The 17,004-nt window shown below is 72.3% G+C and carries 16 protein-coding genes and 1 pseudogene; 11 read left to right on the top strand and 6 right to left on the bottom strand.

All coding sequences use genetic code 11. The features are described 5' to 3' along the window. Window positions 1–46: 46 nt before the first annotated feature. The 3 genes from ACO0M4_RS11180 to ACO0M4_RS11170 all read left to right on the top strand — a co-directional run bounded on the left by ACO0M4_RS11180 (window position 47) and on the right by ACO0M4_RS11170 (window position 3,876). Window positions 47–1,702 carry an NRAMP family divalent metal transporter gene (locus tag ACO0M4_RS11180; protein WP_430369715.1) on the top strand — a complete coding sequence of 552 codons (1,656 nt, stop codon included), beginning with the start codon at window positions 47–49 and terminating at the stop codon, window positions 1,700–1,702. Between the two features lie 60 nt (window positions 1,703–1,762). Then, window positions 1,763–2,494, top strand: a complete 732-nt coding sequence (locus ACO0M4_RS11175; RefSeq protein ID WP_430369714.1) for an MgtC/SapB family protein — start codon at window positions 1,763–1,765, stop codon at window positions 2,492–2,494. Between the two features lie 734 nt (window positions 2,495–3,228). Further along, the gene (locus ACO0M4_RS11170) at window positions 3,229–3,876 is read left to right on the top strand and encodes a TetR/AcrR family transcriptional regulator (protein WP_430369713.1); all 648 of its coding nucleotides are present in this window, start codon (window positions 3,229–3,231) and stop codon (window positions 3,874–3,876) included. A gap of 58 nt (window positions 3,877–3,934) precedes the next feature. On the opposite strand, the gene ACO0M4_RS11165 is transcribed toward ACO0M4_RS11170, so the two are convergent. Beyond that, the gene (locus ACO0M4_RS11165; RefSeq protein ID WP_430369712.1) at window positions 3,935–4,720 is read right to left on the bottom strand and encodes a DUF6214 family protein; all 786 of its coding nucleotides are present in this window, start codon (window positions 4,718–4,720) and stop codon (window positions 3,935–3,937) included. Window positions 4,721–4,915: 195 nt separating this feature from the next. Here ACO0M4_RS11165 and ACO0M4_RS11160 point away from each other — a divergent pair, with 195 nt between their 5' ends. Continuing rightward, window positions 4,916–6,289 carry an FAD-dependent oxidoreductase gene (locus ACO0M4_RS11160; protein ID WP_430369711.1) on the top strand — a complete coding sequence of 458 codons (1,374 nt, stop codon included), beginning with the start codon at window positions 4,916–4,918 and terminating at the stop codon, window positions 6,287–6,289. 49 nt (window positions 6,290–6,338) lie between these two features. Here the strand turns inward: ACO0M4_RS11160 and ACO0M4_RS11155 are convergent, their stop codons facing one another. From ACO0M4_RS11155 to ACO0M4_RS11140, 4 genes are all read right to left on the bottom strand, one after another. After that, complete coding sequence (locus ACO0M4_RS11155; protein WP_430369710.1) at window positions 6,339–6,710, bottom strand: ArsR/SmtB family transcription factor; 372 nt, start codon at window positions 6,708–6,710, stop codon at window positions 6,339–6,341. 329 nt (window positions 6,711–7,039) lie between these two features. Further along, a complete protein-coding gene (locus ACO0M4_RS11150) occupies window positions 7,040–7,729 on the bottom strand; it encodes an ATP-dependent Clp protease proteolytic subunit (RefSeq protein WP_430369709.1) in 690 nt (229 codons plus the stop codon). 180 nt (window positions 7,730–7,909) lie between these two features. After that, window positions 7,910–8,092 carry a hypothetical protein gene (locus ACO0M4_RS11145; RefSeq protein ID WP_430369708.1) on the bottom strand — a complete coding sequence of 61 codons (183 nt, stop codon included), beginning with the start codon at window positions 8,090–8,092 and terminating at the stop codon, window positions 7,910–7,912. A 252-nt stretch (window positions 8,093–8,344) separates the two neighbouring features. Further along, window positions 8,345–9,442: an NADH:flavin oxidoreductase/NADH oxidase gene (locus tag ACO0M4_RS11140; RefSeq protein ID WP_430369707.1), complete on the bottom strand. Its 1,098-nt coding sequence runs from the start codon at window positions 9,440–9,442 to the stop codon at window positions 8,345–8,347. Window positions 9,443–9,872: 430 nt separating this feature from the next. Between ACO0M4_RS11140 and ACO0M4_RS11135 the strand changes: the two are divergent. The 7 genes and pseudogenes from ACO0M4_RS11135 to ACO0M4_RS11105 form a co-directional block, all read left to right on the top strand. Continuing rightward, a pseudogene (locus ACO0M4_RS11135) lies at window positions 9,873–10,110 on the top strand (NADH:flavin oxidoreductase/NADH oxidase); the annotation flags it as partial. Between the two features lie 92 nt (window positions 10,111–10,202). After that, window positions 10,203–11,285 carry a WD40/YVTN/BNR-like repeat-containing protein gene (locus ACO0M4_RS11130; protein ID WP_430369706.1) on the top strand — a complete coding sequence of 361 codons (1,083 nt, stop codon included), beginning with the start codon at window positions 10,203–10,205 and terminating at the stop codon, window positions 11,283–11,285. 55 nt (window positions 11,286–11,340) lie between these two features. After that, window positions 11,341–12,018, top strand: a complete 678-nt coding sequence (locus ACO0M4_RS11125; RefSeq protein WP_430369705.1) for a uracil-DNA glycosylase — start codon at window positions 11,341–11,343, stop codon at window positions 12,016–12,018. A gap of 39 nt (window positions 12,019–12,057) precedes the next feature. Continuing rightward, window positions 12,058–13,056 carry a phospholipid scramblase-related protein gene (locus ACO0M4_RS11120; RefSeq protein ID WP_430369704.1) on the top strand — a complete coding sequence of 333 codons (999 nt, stop codon included), beginning with the start codon at window positions 12,058–12,060 and terminating at the stop codon, window positions 13,054–13,056. Next, window positions 13,049–14,089, top strand: a complete 1,041-nt coding sequence (locus tag ACO0M4_RS11115) for an N-acetylglucosamine kinase (RefSeq protein WP_430369703.1) — start codon at window positions 13,049–13,051, stop codon at window positions 14,087–14,089. The genes ACO0M4_RS11120 and ACO0M4_RS11115 overlap by 8 nt, the downstream gene beginning before the upstream one ends. 72 nt (window positions 14,090–14,161) lie before the next feature. Beyond that, a complete protein-coding gene (locus tag ACO0M4_RS11110; protein WP_430369702.1) occupies window positions 14,162–15,100 on the top strand; it encodes a sirohydrochlorin chelatase in 939 nt (312 codons plus the stop codon). A 349-nt stretch (window positions 15,101–15,449) separates the two neighbouring features. Further along, window positions 15,450–15,803 (top strand): nuclear transport factor 2 family protein, encoded by a 354-nt coding sequence (locus ACO0M4_RS11105; protein WP_430369701.1) that lies wholly within the window; start codon window positions 15,450–15,452, stop codon window positions 15,801–15,803. Between the two features lie 35 nt (window positions 15,804–15,838). Here the strand turns inward: ACO0M4_RS11105 and ACO0M4_RS11100 are convergent, their stop codons facing one another. Next, window positions 15,839–16,930: a lactonase family protein gene (locus tag ACO0M4_RS11100; protein ID WP_430369700.1), complete on the bottom strand. Its 1,092-nt coding sequence runs from the start codon at window positions 16,928–16,930 to the stop codon at window positions 15,839–15,841. Window positions 16,931–17,004: the final 74 nt, after the last annotated feature.

Genomic DNA, 17,004 nt, shown 5'->3' with positions numbered 1-17,004 from the left:
TCGCGCCCCCAACACCTCCCCCGCCCGGGGGACTTGGAAGGTCGCCATGACCGAGACCACCGTCCGCTCCACGGTCCCCGCCCCGCACCCCACCGCCGTGCTCGACGACGCGCACACCGGTGACATCCGCGGCGCGCTCGGCACCATCAAGCACGACGACACCGCCCCGCGCCGGGGCCTGTCCGCCAAGCTCAAGACCCTGCTGGCCGTCGTCGGCCCCGGCCTGATCGTGATGGTCGGCGACAACGACGCCGGCGCCTTCACCACCTACGGCCAGGCCGGCCAGAACTACGGCACCCACCTGCTGTGGACCCTGCTCCTGCTCGTCCCGGTCCTCTACGTCAACCAGGAGATGGTGCTCCGGCTCGGCGCCGTCACCGGCGTGGGGCACGCCCGGCTCATCCTGGAACGGTTCGGGAAGTTCTGGGGCGCGTTCTCGGTCATCGACCTGTTCCTGCTCAACGCGCTGACGCTGGTGACGGAGTTCATCGGCATCACCCTCGCCGCCGGATACCTCGGGCTGCCCAAGGTCGGCGCGGTGCTGCTGGCCGCCGCCGTGATCATCGCCTCCGCCTTCACCGGGTCGTTCCGGCGGTTCGAGCGGATCGCCATCGCCCTGTGCGCGGCGTCGCTGCTGCTCGTCCCGCTCTACTTCCTGGTCCACCCGTCCACCGGACAGATGGCCCACGACTTCGTCGTCCCGCACCTCCCCGACGGACCCGGTGGACCGTCGGCGGTGATGCTGCTGATCATCGGCATCGTCGGTACCACCGTCGCCCCGTGGCAGCTCTTCTTCCAGCAGTCCTACGTCATCGACAAGCGCATCACCCCGCGCTACATGTCCTACGAGAAGGCCGACCTGTGGATCGGCATCGCCATCGTGGTGCTCGGCGCCGCCGCCCTGATGGGCTGCACCGCCGCCGCCTTCGCCGGCACCAAGGGCGTCGGCGCCTTCACCGACACCGCCGGCATCGCACACGGCCTGGCCGCACACGCCGGCAAGCTCGCCGGAGTGCTGTTCGCCATCGCCCTGCTGGACGCCTCGATCATCGGCGCCTTCGCGGTGTCCCTGTCCACCGCCTACGCCATCGGCGACGTCTTTGGCATCCGGCACTCCCTGCACCGCGGAGTCGGCGGCGCCAAGGGCTTCTACGCCGTCTACGCGGGTCTGGTCGCCGCGGCCGCCGCGATCGTGCTGATCCCCGGCTCGCCGCTGGGCCTGCTCACCGAGGGCGTACAGACCCTGGCCGGGGTGCTGCTGCCCTCCGCCTCCGTCTTCCTGCTGCTCCTCTGCAACGACCGGGCGGTGCTCGGCCCCTGGGTCAACGGCCCCCGGACCAACGCCTTCACCGCCGCCGTCGTCGGCGTCCTGGTCACCCTGTCGGTGATCCTCACGGCCTCGGTCCTCTTCCCGGACATCGACGCGAGCACCATCCTCACCCTCATGGCCGGCTGCGGCGCGGCCGGGGTACTGGCGCTCGGGTACGCGGAGGTGCGGCGCCGCCGCAAGGGCTGGGCGTTCGGCGGCCGGCCGGTGGACCGCACCGGCCGGAACGACTGGCGGATGCCGCCCCTGGAGGCGCTGCCCCGACCGGTCTTCTCCACCGGACACAAGGTCGGCCTGGCCGCGCTGCGGACCTATCTGCTGCTCGCCATGGTCCTGGTCGTCGTCAAGCTCGTCCAAGTGGCGCTCGGCCACTGAGGTTTCCGGCCCACCGCCGGTACCGGTCCACCATCCCGCCCTCTCCGAGGAGGTGCTCCCATGCACACCCTGACCGTCGTCGACTTCCTGGTCCGACTCGCCACCGGCGTGGCCTGCGGAGCGCTCATCGGTGTCGAGCGCCAATGGCGCGCCCGGATGGCGGGCCTGCGCACCAACGCCCTCGTCGCCGCCGGCGCCACCCTCTTCGTCCTCTACAGCACCGCCGTCGGGGACTCCGGCAGCCCCACCCGGGTCGCCTCGTACGTCGTCTCCGGTATCGGCTTCCTCGGTGGCGGGGTGATCCTGCGGGACGGGGCGGGGGTACGCGGACTGAACACCGCCGCCACCCTGTGGTGCTCGGCCGCGGTCGGCGTACTGGCCGCCTCCGGACGGCTCGAATTCGCCGTCCTCGGCACCCTCGCCGTGCTCGCCGTCCACCTCGTCCTGCGCCCGGCCGGGCGGCTGCTGGACCGGGCCCCGGCGTCCGGGTCCGACCCCGACGCGGCCGTGCACGCCACCGTGCACGTGGTCTGCGAGCGCCGGGCGGAGACGCACATCCGCGCCCTCCTGCTCCAGGCGCTGACCTCGTCCGGACTGACCCCCATCAGCCTGCGGGCCCGCCGGGACGCCGAGGACACCACCAGCATCCGCGCCGCGGTCACCGTCTCCGGCAACCTCGCCCAGGCCCTGGAACAGGTCATCGCCCGGCTCTCCCTGGAACCCGACGTCCGGGACCTGCACTGGCACCTGGACGAGTCCGAAGTCGCCCCGGAACAACGGGCACTGGCTTGACCAAGCCGGTAAATCCAGCCACCAGAGGGAGAATTGTGGTGGCTGGATTTACCCATCCCACGATCCCGGTCGTTTCCCGGGCCGAACCTTTCCCAACACCCCGGAAGAAACGTTCCGTTAAGAAGCCGTGAAAATTCTGCGCGCACGCCGCTTTCACCTGCCAGGGACCCTCCGGAACGCCCCACCTTCCCCATCCGACACCCCACTCCGGCACCTTCCCCTGCCGCCCGTTGCGAGCGAAGAAGATCACGAACGGAGACGGAATGGCCCGCAATCCCTGAACACCGGACTACGGGAACCCGAAAAGCCGGAAACCCGGACGCCCTGAGCGGAGGGTTCTCGGCACCCCCGGCAGGCTCTCCCGCTCCGGACCGCCACGCACACCGGCCCGGAGCCGCACCCGCGCCACCACACCGCGCAACGCAGCGACCGCCCCGTCCCGGCGCACGGCCGCGGGTGCCTCTCCCCTGCATGAACACCCGGAATGGGCGCGGCAATCCGGCCAATGAAGATCAATTGCCGGGCCCGGAGTACGGCAAGGGCCGGAACACCCGTCACAACCCGCCGAAAGGCAGTTCACAACGGCCGTTCCGGCCCCATCGCGGCCTGATTCGGACGATCCCCCGCGTCGCCCGAATCAGGCGGCCTGACCGGATTCACCACCCTGGCGGGCGGACATCCGGAACCTGTGCTGAGTATATTGGCTCTCAGCCAGTCAACGCAGGAGTTACAGCATGTCCCCCCGCAGCGCATCGGTCAATGAAGAATTGCGGCGGCGCTCCCGCGAGCGGCTGTTGCAGGCGACGGTCGAACTGGTGGGCGAGCGCGGATACGAGGCCACAACGCTCGGCGACATCGCCCAGCGCGCGGGGGCGGCGCGCGGTCTGATCTCGTACTACTTCCCCAGCAAGCACCAGTTGCTCCAGTCCGCGGTGCACCGGCTGATGCACCGCACGCTCCAGGCCGCGCTGGAGCGGGAGCCGCGGCCGACCGGGCCGGACGCCGGACGGGAGCTGATGGCCCGGGCCATCGACGCGATCCTGGGGCTGGCCCACGACGAGCCGCTGCTGATGCGGACGCACATGGCCGGCATCCTGACGTCCGTGGGATTCGTCCAGTGCCCGGAACAGCAACGACTGGCCCAGCTGCTGCGCGAGACGGTGGTGGCCTACGGGTCCGCGGACCCCGACACCGACTATCCGCTGCTACGGGCGCTGCTGATGGGGTCGGTGGTGCCGATGCTGCTCCCGGGGGCACAGATGCCGCGGGTCCGGCTGCGCGCCGAACTGTTCCAGCGGTACGGGCTGGACTGGGAGATGGGCGTGCCCCCGGGCGAACGCCCACCCGAGAACGCACTGCCCCGGGGGCGCCCCGGCGCGTGACGGCACCCAGGACCCATCCGCCCCTGATCCACCGGGCCGGCCCGTCGTCGGACCGGCCCTAACGCTTGTTGTGCCGCGGGGTCAGCAGACCGGCGTCGCGGGCCCCGGCGATCAGTCGTAGGGCCCGGCGCCGGTTGCGGCCGGTGGCGTTCATGACGGCCAAGACCGGGTCCTCGCCGTCCTGCTGGGCCGCGCGGTAGGCCGCCGCGGCGATCTTGCGGCGTTCGCCGGCCCGCGAGCGGACCAGGACGGCGGAGCGGGCCGCGGCGGGCGGCGGGGTGGCGTCCGGTTCCGGTGCACCGTCCGGGACCGGGGTGGGCCCGGTAGCGGGGGCCCCGCCGGCCGCGGCGGTCGCCGTCGGCTCTGGCGTCCCGTCAGCCGGCGCCGCGCCGCCCGCGCCGGTCGCTGCGCCGGCCACGGGTCCGGTATCCGTACCGCAGAGCGTGCCCTCGCCGTGGACGGCCTGGTCCGTAAGCGCGGCGCCGCCCGCGCGGGCCTCCTGGGGCCGGGCCGGGCCGCCGCCCTCTTCGGACCCGACGGACGCCGGTCCAGGCTCGGGACCCGGCGGCGTTCCGGGGCCGGTCCGGGGCTTCGGGGGACGTCCGGTGGCCATCCGGCAGGCGTCGTCGAGCGGGCCGTCGATCCAGTGGGCGAGGGAGGCGAGGGCGTCGAGTGTCAGGGGCGGGTCGGCGCGGACGTCCTCGACCGTGAGGCGGTCGCCGGTGGCCGTCACCAGGACGTCGATCCGAGCGCCGTGGGGGAAGGTCAGCCGGGCGCTGAACCAGGGGCCCAGCTCGGATGCGGCCGAGCCATGCGCCTGAAGCTCCCAGTCGGGCCACTCCAATGCCCCGCGCTGCGCTTTATATCGGTGGTTATCGGTATAAAACTCACTTTCCGACACAAACAAAACCTAGCCTCCAGCTCACCCGGCCACGGGGCGCGGCACGCTCAGCGGACCGGGAGCAACCCCGATAGCGCAGCTCTCCCGCCGCACGCCCGCCGGTGCGATGCTGGGGGTACTCCGCGGAAGGGGCCACCCGTGCTTCGTGTCGCAGTGATCGGTTCCGGACCGAGCGGTGTCTACACCGCCCAGACGCTGGTCGGGCAGGAGGCCGTCCCGGACATCGAGGTCTATGTCCTGGACCGACTGCCCTGTCCGTACGGTCTGGTGCGCTACGGCGTGGCACCCGACCACGAGAAGATCAAGTCGCTGCAGAACAACCTGCGGACGGTACTGGAACACCCGCGGGTGCACTTCCTGGGGAACGTCGCGGTGGGCGCCGCCGGGGTGGGGCTGCGGGAGTTGCGGGAGATGTTCCACGCGGTGGTGTTCTGCGTGGGCGCCGCCACCGACCGGCATCTGAACATCCCCGGCGAGAAGCTGCCGGGCAGCCATCCGGCCACCGATTTCGTCGCCTGGTACAGCGCGCACCCGGACGCGGCGGCCGACGGCTTCACGCTGACCGCCCGGTCGGCGGTGGTGATCGGGGTGGGGAACGTGGCGGTGGACGTGGCCCGGATGCTGTCCCGGGGCGCCTCCGAACTCGCCGCCACCGACATGCCGCAGGGCGCGCTCGGGGCCCTGGCCGACAGTCGGGTCGAAGACGTCTGGATGGTGGGGCGACGCGGCCCCTCGCAGGCGAAGTTCACCACCAAGGAGCTGCGGGAGCTGGGTGCGCTGCCGGGTACGCAGGTGCTCGTCCGACCCGAGGAGCTGGCGCTGGACCCGGCGTACCGCGATCCGGGCGGGCTGCCGGCACCGGTGCGGCGGAACATCGAAGTGTTGCGCGACTGGGCCGAGCGGCCGGTGGAGCGGGCGGCGGGGATGGGCCGGTCCCGCCGGATCCACCTGCGGTTCTTCCTACGACCGGTGGAGATCCTCGGGGACCCGGCCGCCGGGGTGCGGGCAGTGCGGTTCGAGCGGACCGTGCCCGACGGGCGGGGCGGGGTCGCGGACACCGGCGAACACGAGGAGATCCAGGGGCAGTTGGTGCTGCGGTCGGTCGGCTACCGGGGCCTGCCGCAACCGGGGCTGCCGTTCGACGAGACGACCGGGACGGTGCCGCACGCGGCCGGTCGGGTACTCCGGGACGGCGAGCCGTACCCCGGGGTCTATGTGGCGGGGTGGATCAAGCGCGGACCCACCGGGGTGATCGGCACCAACCGGCCGTGCGCCAAGGAGACCGCCACGTCCCTGCTGGCGGATGCGGCCGGGCTGGCACGGCGGCCGGTGGCGACGGATCCGGTGGCGGCGCTGGAGCGGGCCGGGGCGCGGCCGGTGCCCTGGCGGGGCTGGCTGGCCATCGAGGCGGCGGAGGCGGAGCGGGGGCGCGGCCTGGGGCGCGGCACGGTCAAGCTGGCGGACTGGGAGGGCCTGCTGCGCGCGGCGCGGTCGGTGATGGTGGGGCGCTAGGCGTATTGCCCCGTGAGGTCGGGAACGCGGCTGGCGGGTGGTTGACCGTTCAGAGTGCGCCGAGGCGGCGCTCCTGGAGGCCGGCCGCCCGCAGTACACCGTCGATCAGGCCGGGGAAGAGGTCGTCGAGGTCGGCCCGGCGCAGGCCGTTCATCTTGGCGGTGCCGCGGTAGAACTGCTGGATCACGCCGTGCTCGCGCAGCACCCGGAAGTGGTGCGTACAGGTCGACTTGCTGACCGGGAGCTCGATGTCCGCGCAGTTCAGCTCACCCTCAGCGGCGGCCAGCGCACAGACGATCCGCAGCCGCATCGGGTCGGCGAGGGCGTGGAGGACCTGGGCGAGCCGGATCTCCTCGCGGGTCGGGTGCGGGAGCGACCGGGCGCCCGAGACGGCCCCGGCGGCTGGCGTTTCGGTCGACATGACGGCTCCTGACCTGCTGTTCTATTGACCTGCGGCGCACGCGCACGTGGTGTTCACCGGTGGTCGCAGCGGCCCTTGAAGCCCCTATTGTACGAGAACCATCGTAGTTTGACACCTACCGTACTACGGTGCCCGCCGCAGGAACGTGGGGGCGATCGGACGCTGGTCACGGACGCTCGGAAAACCGCAGGCCGAAGGTCTGCACAGTCAACAACCCGCACTCCCCCGGTGCCCGCCGGCCACACGCAGTGCGAGATCACCTCGACCCGTTACCGGTGGCCCCTGTACGACGGCGGCGCGCTCTCCACCAGAGCTCCTCCCCGCCGTGATCAACCCGAGGATTCTCCCGCGCCGCCCGCCGACGGGACAACACCCTTCACCGAGAGGGTCCGGGGGGAGAGCACCTCGTCCACCAAGCCGTACTCCTTCGCCTCGTCGGCGGTCAGGATGTGGTCCCGCTCGATGTCCTGACGGACCTTCTTGGCGTCCAAGTTGCGGTGTTTGCCCAGGACTTCTTCGATCCAGTTCCTGGCACGGTCCAGTTCGTTCGCCTGGATTTCCAGATCGGAGATCTGACCCTGGTGTACGGGACTGCTCGGCTGGCACAGGAGAACGCGGGAATGCGGGAGGACCATTCGTTTACCCGGAGTGCCGGCTGCGAGAATGACCGCCGCGACAGAGTTCGCCTGGCCGAGGCACACCGTCTGGATATCCGGCTTCACGAACTGCATGGTGTCGTAGATGGCGGTGAGGGCGTTGAACGATCCACCGGGCGAGTTGACGTAGAGGGAGATGTCGCGATCCGGATCCAGGAACTCCAGGTAAATGATCTGCGTCATGACATCGTTGGCCGTGGTGTCGTCGACCTCGGTCCCCAGGAAAACGACCCGCTCTTCGAAGAGCTTGCCGTACGGGTTGTAATCCCGGGTCCCGTTCGTCGTCTTCTCCGAGAAATTCGGGAGAATGTAGTGGCTCATCAGTATTCCCTGCGCACCGCCGCGCAAAGAGTCCGGTGTCATGACGGTCTCGTTTCCTCTTCTCGGGTGCTGCCGACGTCCCACCGGTGACGGGGTACTCGCTGGAGCGGTGTCGGACACCCGGTGCGTGCCGGTCGGCGCACCAGTTGTCCGGCAACGTGCTCAGGCGGTGCCGCCGCCGGGAGCGTCCCCGGTGGAGGTCATGACCTTGTCGCGCGTCTCTCAGGCTCCGGCAGCCGCCCCCGCGCGCGGCCTGATCACGGCGGGAAGTGCACGGATGCCGTTGAGCGCCAGCGAGGGAAGCGGCTCCATCTCCTTCGCCGGGACGGCGAGTTCGGCATCGAAACGGTCGAAGAAGGCCGGCAGTGCGAGGTGTGCCTCCAGCCGGGCCAGCGGAGCGCCCACGCAGAAGTGCGGTCCATGGATGGCCGAAGGACAGGTGGCGGGTGTCGCGGGCGACGTCGAACGACGCGGCCAGCGGGCCGTGGTGCGCCGGATCCCGGGAATCTCCCCATGGCATACCTGTCAACCCGCCCAAGCAACTGACCCCGACAACAACCGCCGCCTCCCCGAAGCGGCGGTCCGCTCATCGCCGGTGGCCGTGCTGCTGGATTTCCTCAGCGCGCATGGAGGAATCCGATATCAGGGAATCCGATATCAGGTAGCCCGGTGATACTGGATCGGCGCGGCTACTTCGCCGCCGAGTTCACGTGCGGCATGCCGTGCGAAGTACGGATTGCGAAGCAGCTGGCGGCCGATCAGTACGGCATCCGCCTGTCGGTTCTCGATGATTTTCGCAGCCTGCCGCGCCTCGGTGATCTCTCCGACAGCACCCACGGGAAGCCCGACTTCGGTCCTGACCCGCTCCGCGAACGGCACCTGGTAACCAGGTCCGGTGGGGATACGGGCCTTGGGTGCGTTACCGCCGGTGGACACGTCCAGTAGGTCGACCCCGTGTGCCTTCAAGTCGGCGGCGAACCGCACGGTGTCCTCGACGGTCCATCCCTCGCGCTCGTCATCCGGGTTTTCCGTCAGCCAGTCGGTCGCGGAAATACGGAAGAAGACGGGCAGTTCCTCGGGCCAGACGGATCGCACCGCGTCCACCACCTCCAGCGCGAAACGCGTCCGGTTCCCAAAGGAACCGCCGTACGCATCGGTGCGGTGGTTGGTGTGCGGGGAAAGGAACTCGCCGATCAGGTAGCCATGGGCACCGTGGATTTCGACCGCCTCGAATCCGGCATCCCGAGCCCGTCGAGCCGCGGCGGCGAAGTCCTGCACCACCTGCTGAATCCCCTCGACCGTCAGCTCGTCCGGGACCGGATGGCCCTCATCGAAAGGCAGCGGGCTCGGCGCGACCGGCCGCCAGCCGTGTGCGTCAAGGTCGACAGGAGCGCCACCGCGCCACGTCGCGTCCGTCGACGCCTTGCGACCGGCGTGAGCAAGCTGCACACCAGGCACCGTGCCCTGCTCCTTGAGGAAGGAGGTGATCCGCCGGAACGCGGCTGATTGCCGGTCGTTCCAGAGACCCAAGTCTCCGGGGCTGATCCGCCCTTCCGGGGAGACGGCAGTGGCCTCGACCATGATCAGTCCAGTACCGCCAGCGGCTCGCGCGCCGTAGTGGGCGAAGTGCCAGTCTCCCGGAACACCGGCATCCGGTCCCGACGCCTCAGCGCTGTACTGACACATCGGGGACATCCAAACCCGGTTGGGGATGGTCAACGACCGAAGCCGAAAAGGCTCGTAGAGGGCGCTCACAAAGGACTCCGTTCACACGGGCAGCCATCTCGGCCGCTGTTGATACGACAACCACCGTACTACGAAGGCCATCGAATTACGACACCCTTCGTACAAGCTGGCCAGCCCGGCCGGTCGGCAACCGGCTTTCGGCGCCCCGCGGCCCGCGGCCCGCGCCCCGCCCATGCTCCACCTCAATTGATGCGACGAAGCGCCAGGAAAGTCGGCAAAGGGTCAGCATGCGTCCGAGTGGACCTGACTGAAGGGCCTGGCTGAAGCCGACCAGACCTGCACACCGAGCCGGCCGTAAGAAAGCCCACTTGACCTGCGGCGATGCGGGTGCGAGGCGCTCGGGCCGCAGGGTAGGGGTCGCCCCCGGTGGAGAGGTGCCCATACTCGGCGGCCCCCGAAGGTCCGGCCGACGGCGCCCCCGGACGCGAAGGTCGCGGCGACGCCCGGCTACCAGGTGCCGTTCGCCGAGCGGATCAAGAAGCAGAGCGGCCTCGCGGTGGGCGCCGTCGGTCTGATCACCGAGGCCCGGCAGGCCGAGAAGATCGCCGCGGACGGCCGGGCCGACGCGGCGCCGCTCGGCCGCGAGCTGCTGCGCTCGGCCGTGCTTCGCCCCGCACGCCGCCCGCGAGCTCGGCGCCGCCGTACACGTCCCGCAGCAGTACCACCGGGCCGTCTGACCTGCACGGACGCCGTTGCGGCACGCCGTTGTCAGTGGCCGGGTGCACACTGGCGACTACCTGAGACAACGGCGTCCCGGAGGTGTTCCGGCATGACAGAAGTGCTCCTCGCGGTGGGCACCCGCAAAGGGTTGTTCATCGGCCGCCGACGGCGCGGAAGCTGGCAGCTGAGCGGCCCGCACTTCCCCGCGCAGGCGGTGTACTCCCTCGCGATCGACACCCGCGGCCCGCAGCCCCGGCTGCTGGCCGGAGCCGACAGCGCACACTGGGGCCCCTCGGTCTTCCACTCCGACGACCTGGGCGAGAGCTGGCGCGAGCCGGCCCGCCCGGCCGTCAAGTACCCGAAATACACCGGGACTTCGCTGGAACGGGTATGGCAGCTGCATCCCGCGGGCCCGGCCGCTCCCGACGTGGTCTACGCCGGTACCGAGCCCGGCGGCCTCTTCCGGTCCACGGACCGCGGCGAGACCTTCGAGCTGGTCCGGGCGCTGTGGGAGCACCCCAGCCGGGAGCGGTGGGTGCCGGGCGGCGGCGGACTGGCCGTGCACACCGTGGTCACCGATCCTCGCGACGCCGCCGCGGTGACCGTCGCGGTCTCCGCGGCCGGGGTGTTCCGCACCCACGACGGCGGCGCCAGCTGGGAACCGTCCAACAAGGGCGTCAAGGCGGGCTTCCTGCCCGACCCGCACCCCGAGTTCGGCCAGTGCGTGCACAAGATCGCGCCGGACCCGGTCGACCACGACCGGCTCTACCTCCAGAACCACTGGGGCGTCTACCGCAGCGACGACGCCGGAGCGACCTGGACGGACATCGGCGCCGGCCTGCCCTCGGACTTCGGCTTCGCGGTCGCCGCACACCCCCACAGCGGCGGTGTCGCCTATCTCTTCCCGATCACCGCCGACATCGACCGGGTGCCGGCCGAGCACCGCTGCCGGGTCTTCCGTACCTCCGACGCCGGCGCGAGTTGGGAGCCGCTGAGCGTCGGACTGCCCGAGGAGGAGCACTACGGCACGGTGCTGCGGGACGCCCTCTCCGTCGACGACGCCGACCCCGCAGGGGTGTATTTCGGCAACCGCAACGGCGAGCTCTACGCCAGCGCCGACGGCGGCGACAGCTGGCGGCAGCTCGCCGCCCACCTGCCGGACGTGCTCTGCGTGCGGGCGGCGGTGGTCTGAGTCGCGGACGGCCGGGAGTTGAAGGGGAGCGGGCATCGGCCAGTAGGGTGATCCCGTGGCTGCACGACCTCTCCAAGACATCGTCGAACCAGGCTGGGCCAAGGCACTTGAGCCGGTCGCCGGGCAGATCGCCTCGATGGGCGACTTCCTGCGGGCGGAGATCGCCGCGGGCCGGACCTACCTCCCGGCCGGCAGCAATGTGCTGCGCGCCTTCCAACAACCCTTCGATGAGGTGCGGGTGCTCATCGTCGGACAGGACCCCTACCCCACCCCCGGACACGCGGTCGGGCTGAGCTTCTCCGTGGCGCCGGACGTCCGTCCGCTGCCCGGGAGCCTGGAGAACATCTTCCGCGAGATGCACTCCGACCTCGGTCTGCCCCGGCCGTCCAACGGCGACCTCACCCCGTGGACCCAGCAGGGTGTGCTGCTGCTGAACAGAGCCCTGACCACGGCGCCGCGCAAACCCGCCGCGCACCGCGGCAAGGGCTGGGAGCAGGTCACCGAGCAGGCCATCCGGGCCCTGGTGGCGCGCGGCGGCCCGCTGGTGGCGGTGCTGTGGGGGCGCGACGCGCGCAATCTCCGGCCGCTGCTGGGCAATCTGCCGGCCGTCGAGTCCGCCCACCCCTCGCCGATGTCCGCCGACCGCGGGTTCTTCGGCTCCCGGCCGTTCAGCCGGGTCAATGAGCTGCTCGTCGGGCAGGGCGCCCAGCCGGTGGACTGGCGCCTGCCCTGACCCGGGCCGCGTCCCGGGCCGGGGGATAGTGTTCCCCGCATGACGCATACGAACATCCCTGCGGGTTGGTACGCCGACCCGCAGGGCACCCCCCAACAGCTCCGTTGGTGGGACGGCTCCCAGTGGACCGGGCACACCCACCCCGGTCAGCAGGCACAGCCCCCGGTACAGGCCGGTCAGCCGAGCCAACCGCAGCCCACACCGCAGCAGGCGCCCCAGCAGACCCCTCAGGCGCAGATGCCTCAGCAGTACGCGCCACAGCAGCAGCCGGCCCAGGCCCCGTACGGCCAGCAGGGCGGATACCCGCAACAGATGCCAGGGCAATCCGGGCAGCCGGGCCCGTACTCCGCCGGCGCACACCACCAGGCGCAGCAGCAGGGCGGCATCCAGCGTCAGGTGCAGCAGCAGGCCGGCGTGGCCCCCACCGGGCCGGGCGGCGGCACGCTCTTCACCGAGCCCGTGCTGGTGGTCAACCAGAAGGCCAAGCTCATCGAGGTGAGCAACGAGTACGCGGTCTACGACCAGAACGGCGCCGCCCTCGGCTCGGTCGTCGAGATCGGCCAGAGCACCGCGAAGAAGGTGCTCCGGGTGGTCTCCAGCCTGGATCAGTACATGACCCACAAGTTGGAGATCCGGGACGCCTACGGCCAGCCGCAGCTGGTGCTGACCCGGCCCGCGAAGCTCATCAAGTCCAAGGTGCTGGTGGCGCGTCCGGACGGTCAGCCGGTCGGCGAGATCGTCCAACAGAACGCCATCGGGAAGATCAACTTCTCGATGATGGTCAACGGTCAGCAGGTCGGCGCCATCAAGGCGGAGAACTGGCGCGCCTGGAACTTCGCCATCGTCGACCACACCGACGCCGAGATCGCCCGGATCACCAAGACCTGGGAGGGCCTGGCCAAGACGATGTTCACCACCGCGGACAACTACGTGCTCCAGATCCACCGGCAGCTGCCCGACCCGCTGCTGAGCCTGGTGGTGGCCACCGCGCTGACCGTCGACACCGCCCTCAAGCAGGACGCTCGCGGCCTTGGCTGAGCCCGGAGGCACCAGAGCCGGCGACCACGTCCTGGGCGTGGACTCGGGCGGCTCGGGCCTGCGGATCGCGGTGGCCCTGGTCGGCACCGACGGCGGACGGCCCCGGCCGGCGGCCACGTTCACCTCGCGCGAGCCGGTCCGCACCGGCCCGGCCGGTATCGACGCGGACCATCTGCTCGACCAACTCCTGCCGGCGGCAACGGAGTTGGCGCAACGGGTGGGCGCGGACCGGTTCGTCGCGGGGTGCGTGGGCGCCGCGGGGATGGGCACCCTCGGCGACGCCCTGCGCGCGCGGCTGCCCGCGGCGCTGGCCACCGCTTTCGGAATCCGGCGCCTCGCACTCGCCGCGGACGCGGTGACCGCCTACGCCGGAACGCTCGGCCAGCGGCCCGGTGCCGTGGTCGCCGCCGGCACCGGCCTGGTCGCCCTGGGCACCGACCTGACCCCGTCGGGCGGCTGGCGCCGGGCCGACGGCTGGGGGCATTTGCTGGGCGACTGCGGCAGCGGCGCCTGGATCGGACGGGCCGGGCTGGTGGCGGCGCTGCGCGCGTACGACGGTCGCCCCGGCGGTTCGCGGGCCCTGCTGGCCCGGGCGGAGGCGATGTTCGGGCCGGTCACCGGGCTGCCCGCCGCGCTCTATCCACGGCCCGACCGGCCCGCCGTGCTGGCCGCGTTCGCCCCCGAGGTCGCGCGCTGCGCCGCCGGCGACGCGCTCGCCGCCGGCATCCTGGCCGACGCCGCGCGCCACATCGCCGACTCCGCGGCCGCGGTCTGCCCACCGGGCCCCGGTGTCGCGGTCGCGCTCACCGGCGGCCTGCTGGCCCTGGGCGACCCGTTGCTGTCCCCGCTCCGGACGGCGCTCGCCGAGCGGCTGCCCGGCGCCCGGCCCACCGAGGCCGCCGGGAGCCCGCTCGACGGGGCGCTGGCGATCGCCGCGGCGCTGGCCGCGGACCGCCTGACCCTCCCCGTCGACGGGAAGTTGTTGCAGATCACAGGGCATGTGACGGACCCGCCACCCCGACGCGCGGGATAAAACGGGACGGATACCTCGGGACGGAACCCTCCCTCGGCGGCCGGGCACTACGAGGCGTTAGCATGCGGCGCCATGAGTTCCCCCACTGGGCCCGCACCTGGCTCGCCCCGTATCGACGCCGACGCCTCCGGCCTGCCCGTACGCATGCCGCGCACGCGGCAGTCCGGCCGCCACCGCAAGCCGGAACCGCTCGCCGCACCCGAGGGCGCACCCGCCCTGGTGCTGGCCGTGCCCGGCACCCCCACCCCCGCCTCGCGCAGCCTGGCGGCGGAGGTCTCCAGCATCGCCCGGTCCGAACTGCCCGGCCTCGACGCGCGGATCGGCTACGTCGACGGCGGGGACCACGAGTTCCCGTCCCTGGAGGCGGTGCTGGCGCAAGCCGCCGCCGAGCAGAAGGCCCGGGCGGCCGCCGCCGGCCAGCCCGACCCCGGCCCCGGCGCGGTCGTCGTCCCGCTGCTGGCCGGCCCGGACAGCGCCCTGCTGCGCCGGATACGCCAGGCCATCATGAACAGCGCTTCCGGCGCCGAACTGACCGACGTCCTGGGCCCGCACCCGCTGCTCGCCGAGGCGCTGCACGTCCGGCTGTCCGAGGCCGGTCTGGCCCGCGCCGACCGGGCCCGGCTGTTCACCGTCGCGACCGCCGCGGACGGCATCATCCTCGCCACCGTCGGCGGTGAGGAGGCGGTGCAGGCCGCCGGGATCACCGGCATGCTGCTCTCCGCCCGGCTGGCCGTGCCGGTCCTGGCCGCCGGTCTGGACGAGGAGGGCGCCATCGCCCGCACCGCCGAGCAGCTGCGCACCTCCGGCTCGCACCAGCTGGCGCTGGCCCCGTACCTGATCGGCCCCGAGCTCGCCGACGGCCTTCTGGGGGCGGCCGCGGCGGAGGCGGGCTGCGCGGCGGCCGAGGCGCTCGGCGCGTACGGCGCGGTGGGCCGGCTGGTGGTGTCGAACTACGCGGCGAAGATGGGGATCACCCTGCCGGGCCAGGGCCTGGGGGCGCCCGTCCGGTAAGCCTGCGTCGCAGTCGCGCGGCATCGGAAGCACGTCCGGGGCCGTATCCGTTCACCGAGGGCCGTCCCGCGCCGACCGCGCAGGGCGGCCCTCCGCGCTGTCCGGCCTCCCCTCGGGCGCCGCCCACACCCCCGCTGAGCGGCGCAGATGCCCGTCAGACGGCCGGGGAGAGCGGCGCGGACCCCGGGGGCGGGAAGGGGTGGCAGCGGGCCCTGTGCGGGCGCTCTGTGGGCGCCGTGCGCCCCGCCGTGCGCCGTCCCGCGTCCTCGTCCCCGCGCGGCCGATGAGTCGGGCCCCGGCGTCTCGTCTACCGTCATGGCCCACCCCACCCCTTAAGGAGGAGGACACTGTGTCGGACACCATCGCCCCCGAGGACGTCGCCCGCGCCTGCTTCGCCGCGTACCTGGCCCAGGACCGGCCAGCCATGGAGCGGCTGCTCGCAGAGGAGTTCGTCTTCACCAGTCCGCAGGACGACCACATCGACCGGGCCGCGTTCCTGGAGGTCTGCTTCCCGACCGCGGACCGGGTCCGCTCCCAGAAGGTCCTCGACGCCGTCCCGTTCGACGGCGGCCAGGTCTTCGTCCGCTACGAGTACGAGCTCATGACCGGCGAACGCCACCGCAACGTCGAGGTGATGACGGTGCGGGACGGTCGGCTCACCGAGACCCAGGTGTACTTCGGCGGGCGCTTCCCTCAGGGGTGACGGCCGCGCCGACCGGCCCCTCGGGCGCCGCCCCGTCAGACAAAGGCCACGCACGAGGCGGCCGGCGCCGGCACCGAGCCGCCGCGGGTGGGGACGCCGGTCTCCGGGCCGACGGTGAACCAGGTGACGTCGCCGGAGCGTTCGTTGGCGGCGTAGAGGTGACGCCCGTCGGGGTGGAGCGCGAGGTCGCGGGGCCAGTGGCCGCCGCACGGCACGGTGGTGACGAGGGCGGCGGTCCCGGCCCGGGCGTCCAGGGAGAGCACCGCGATGCTGTCGTGACCGCGGTGGGCGGCCCAGGCGAACCGGCCGTCCGGTGAGATGACCAGTGCGGAGGGGAACGTCGGGCCGGTGCCCGCCGCCCCTTCGGGGAGCAGCGGGGTCTCCCCCAGCGGCGTCAGCGTGCCCCGGTCGGTGTCCCACCGGCAGAGCGTCACGGTCGGGTCGAGTTCGTTGATGACGCAGGCGAGGTCGCCGCGCGGGTGGAAGGCGAGGTGACGGGGCCCGCTGCCGGGGCGCAGGCGGGTCTCGTTCCGCACGGTCAGGGTGCCGCTCGCGGGGTCGAGGGTGCAGATCCGGACCGAGTCGGTGCCCAGGTCGACGCTGAGCAGCCACCGGCCGCTTGGGTCGGGCCGCACGGCGTGGGCGTGCGGGCCCTCCTGGCGGTCGGTCCGGGGGCCGCCGCCCTGGTGGGCGAGGACCCGCGCCGGGCCGCCGAGGGTGCCGTCGTCCCGTACGGGGAGCGTACTGACGTCGCCGGAGCTGTAATTGGCGGTGACCAGGTGGCCGGCGGTAAGAGTGAGGTGGGTGGGGTCGGCGCCGCCCACCGGGACGGCGGGGGCGAGCAGGACGGGGCCTTCGGGGGTGAGGCGGAAGGCGGCGGCCGCGCCGCGCGGGGTCTCGCTGACGGCGTAGAGGTGACGGCCGCCGGGGTCCGGCACCAGGTAGGACGGGTTGGGGACGGCGTCGGTGGAGTGCAGCGGGGTCAGCGCCCCGGATGCCGGGTCGACGGCCGCGGTGGTGATGCCGTGGCCGCCGGCGGTGGTGAAGGAGCCGAAGTAGGCGCGTGTGCCCTCGCCTTGCGCCGGTCCCCCGGTGCTCCGCTCGGCCGCTGGTCCCGTCGTCGCCACTGGTCGCCGCCCTTCGTCCGCCTGCCCGTCGGGGACCGTCCGGCCGGGGTGGCGGCCGGCCCGGCGCGGCCCCG

Source organism: Streptomyces sp. RGM 3693 (assembly GCF_050471125.1).
GTDB lineage: Bacteria > Actinomycetota > Actinomycetes > Streptomycetales > Streptomycetaceae > Streptomyces.
The sequence above is the reverse complement of the archived record's forward strand: the minus strand, read 5'-3'. Positions and strand labels throughout refer to the sequence as shown.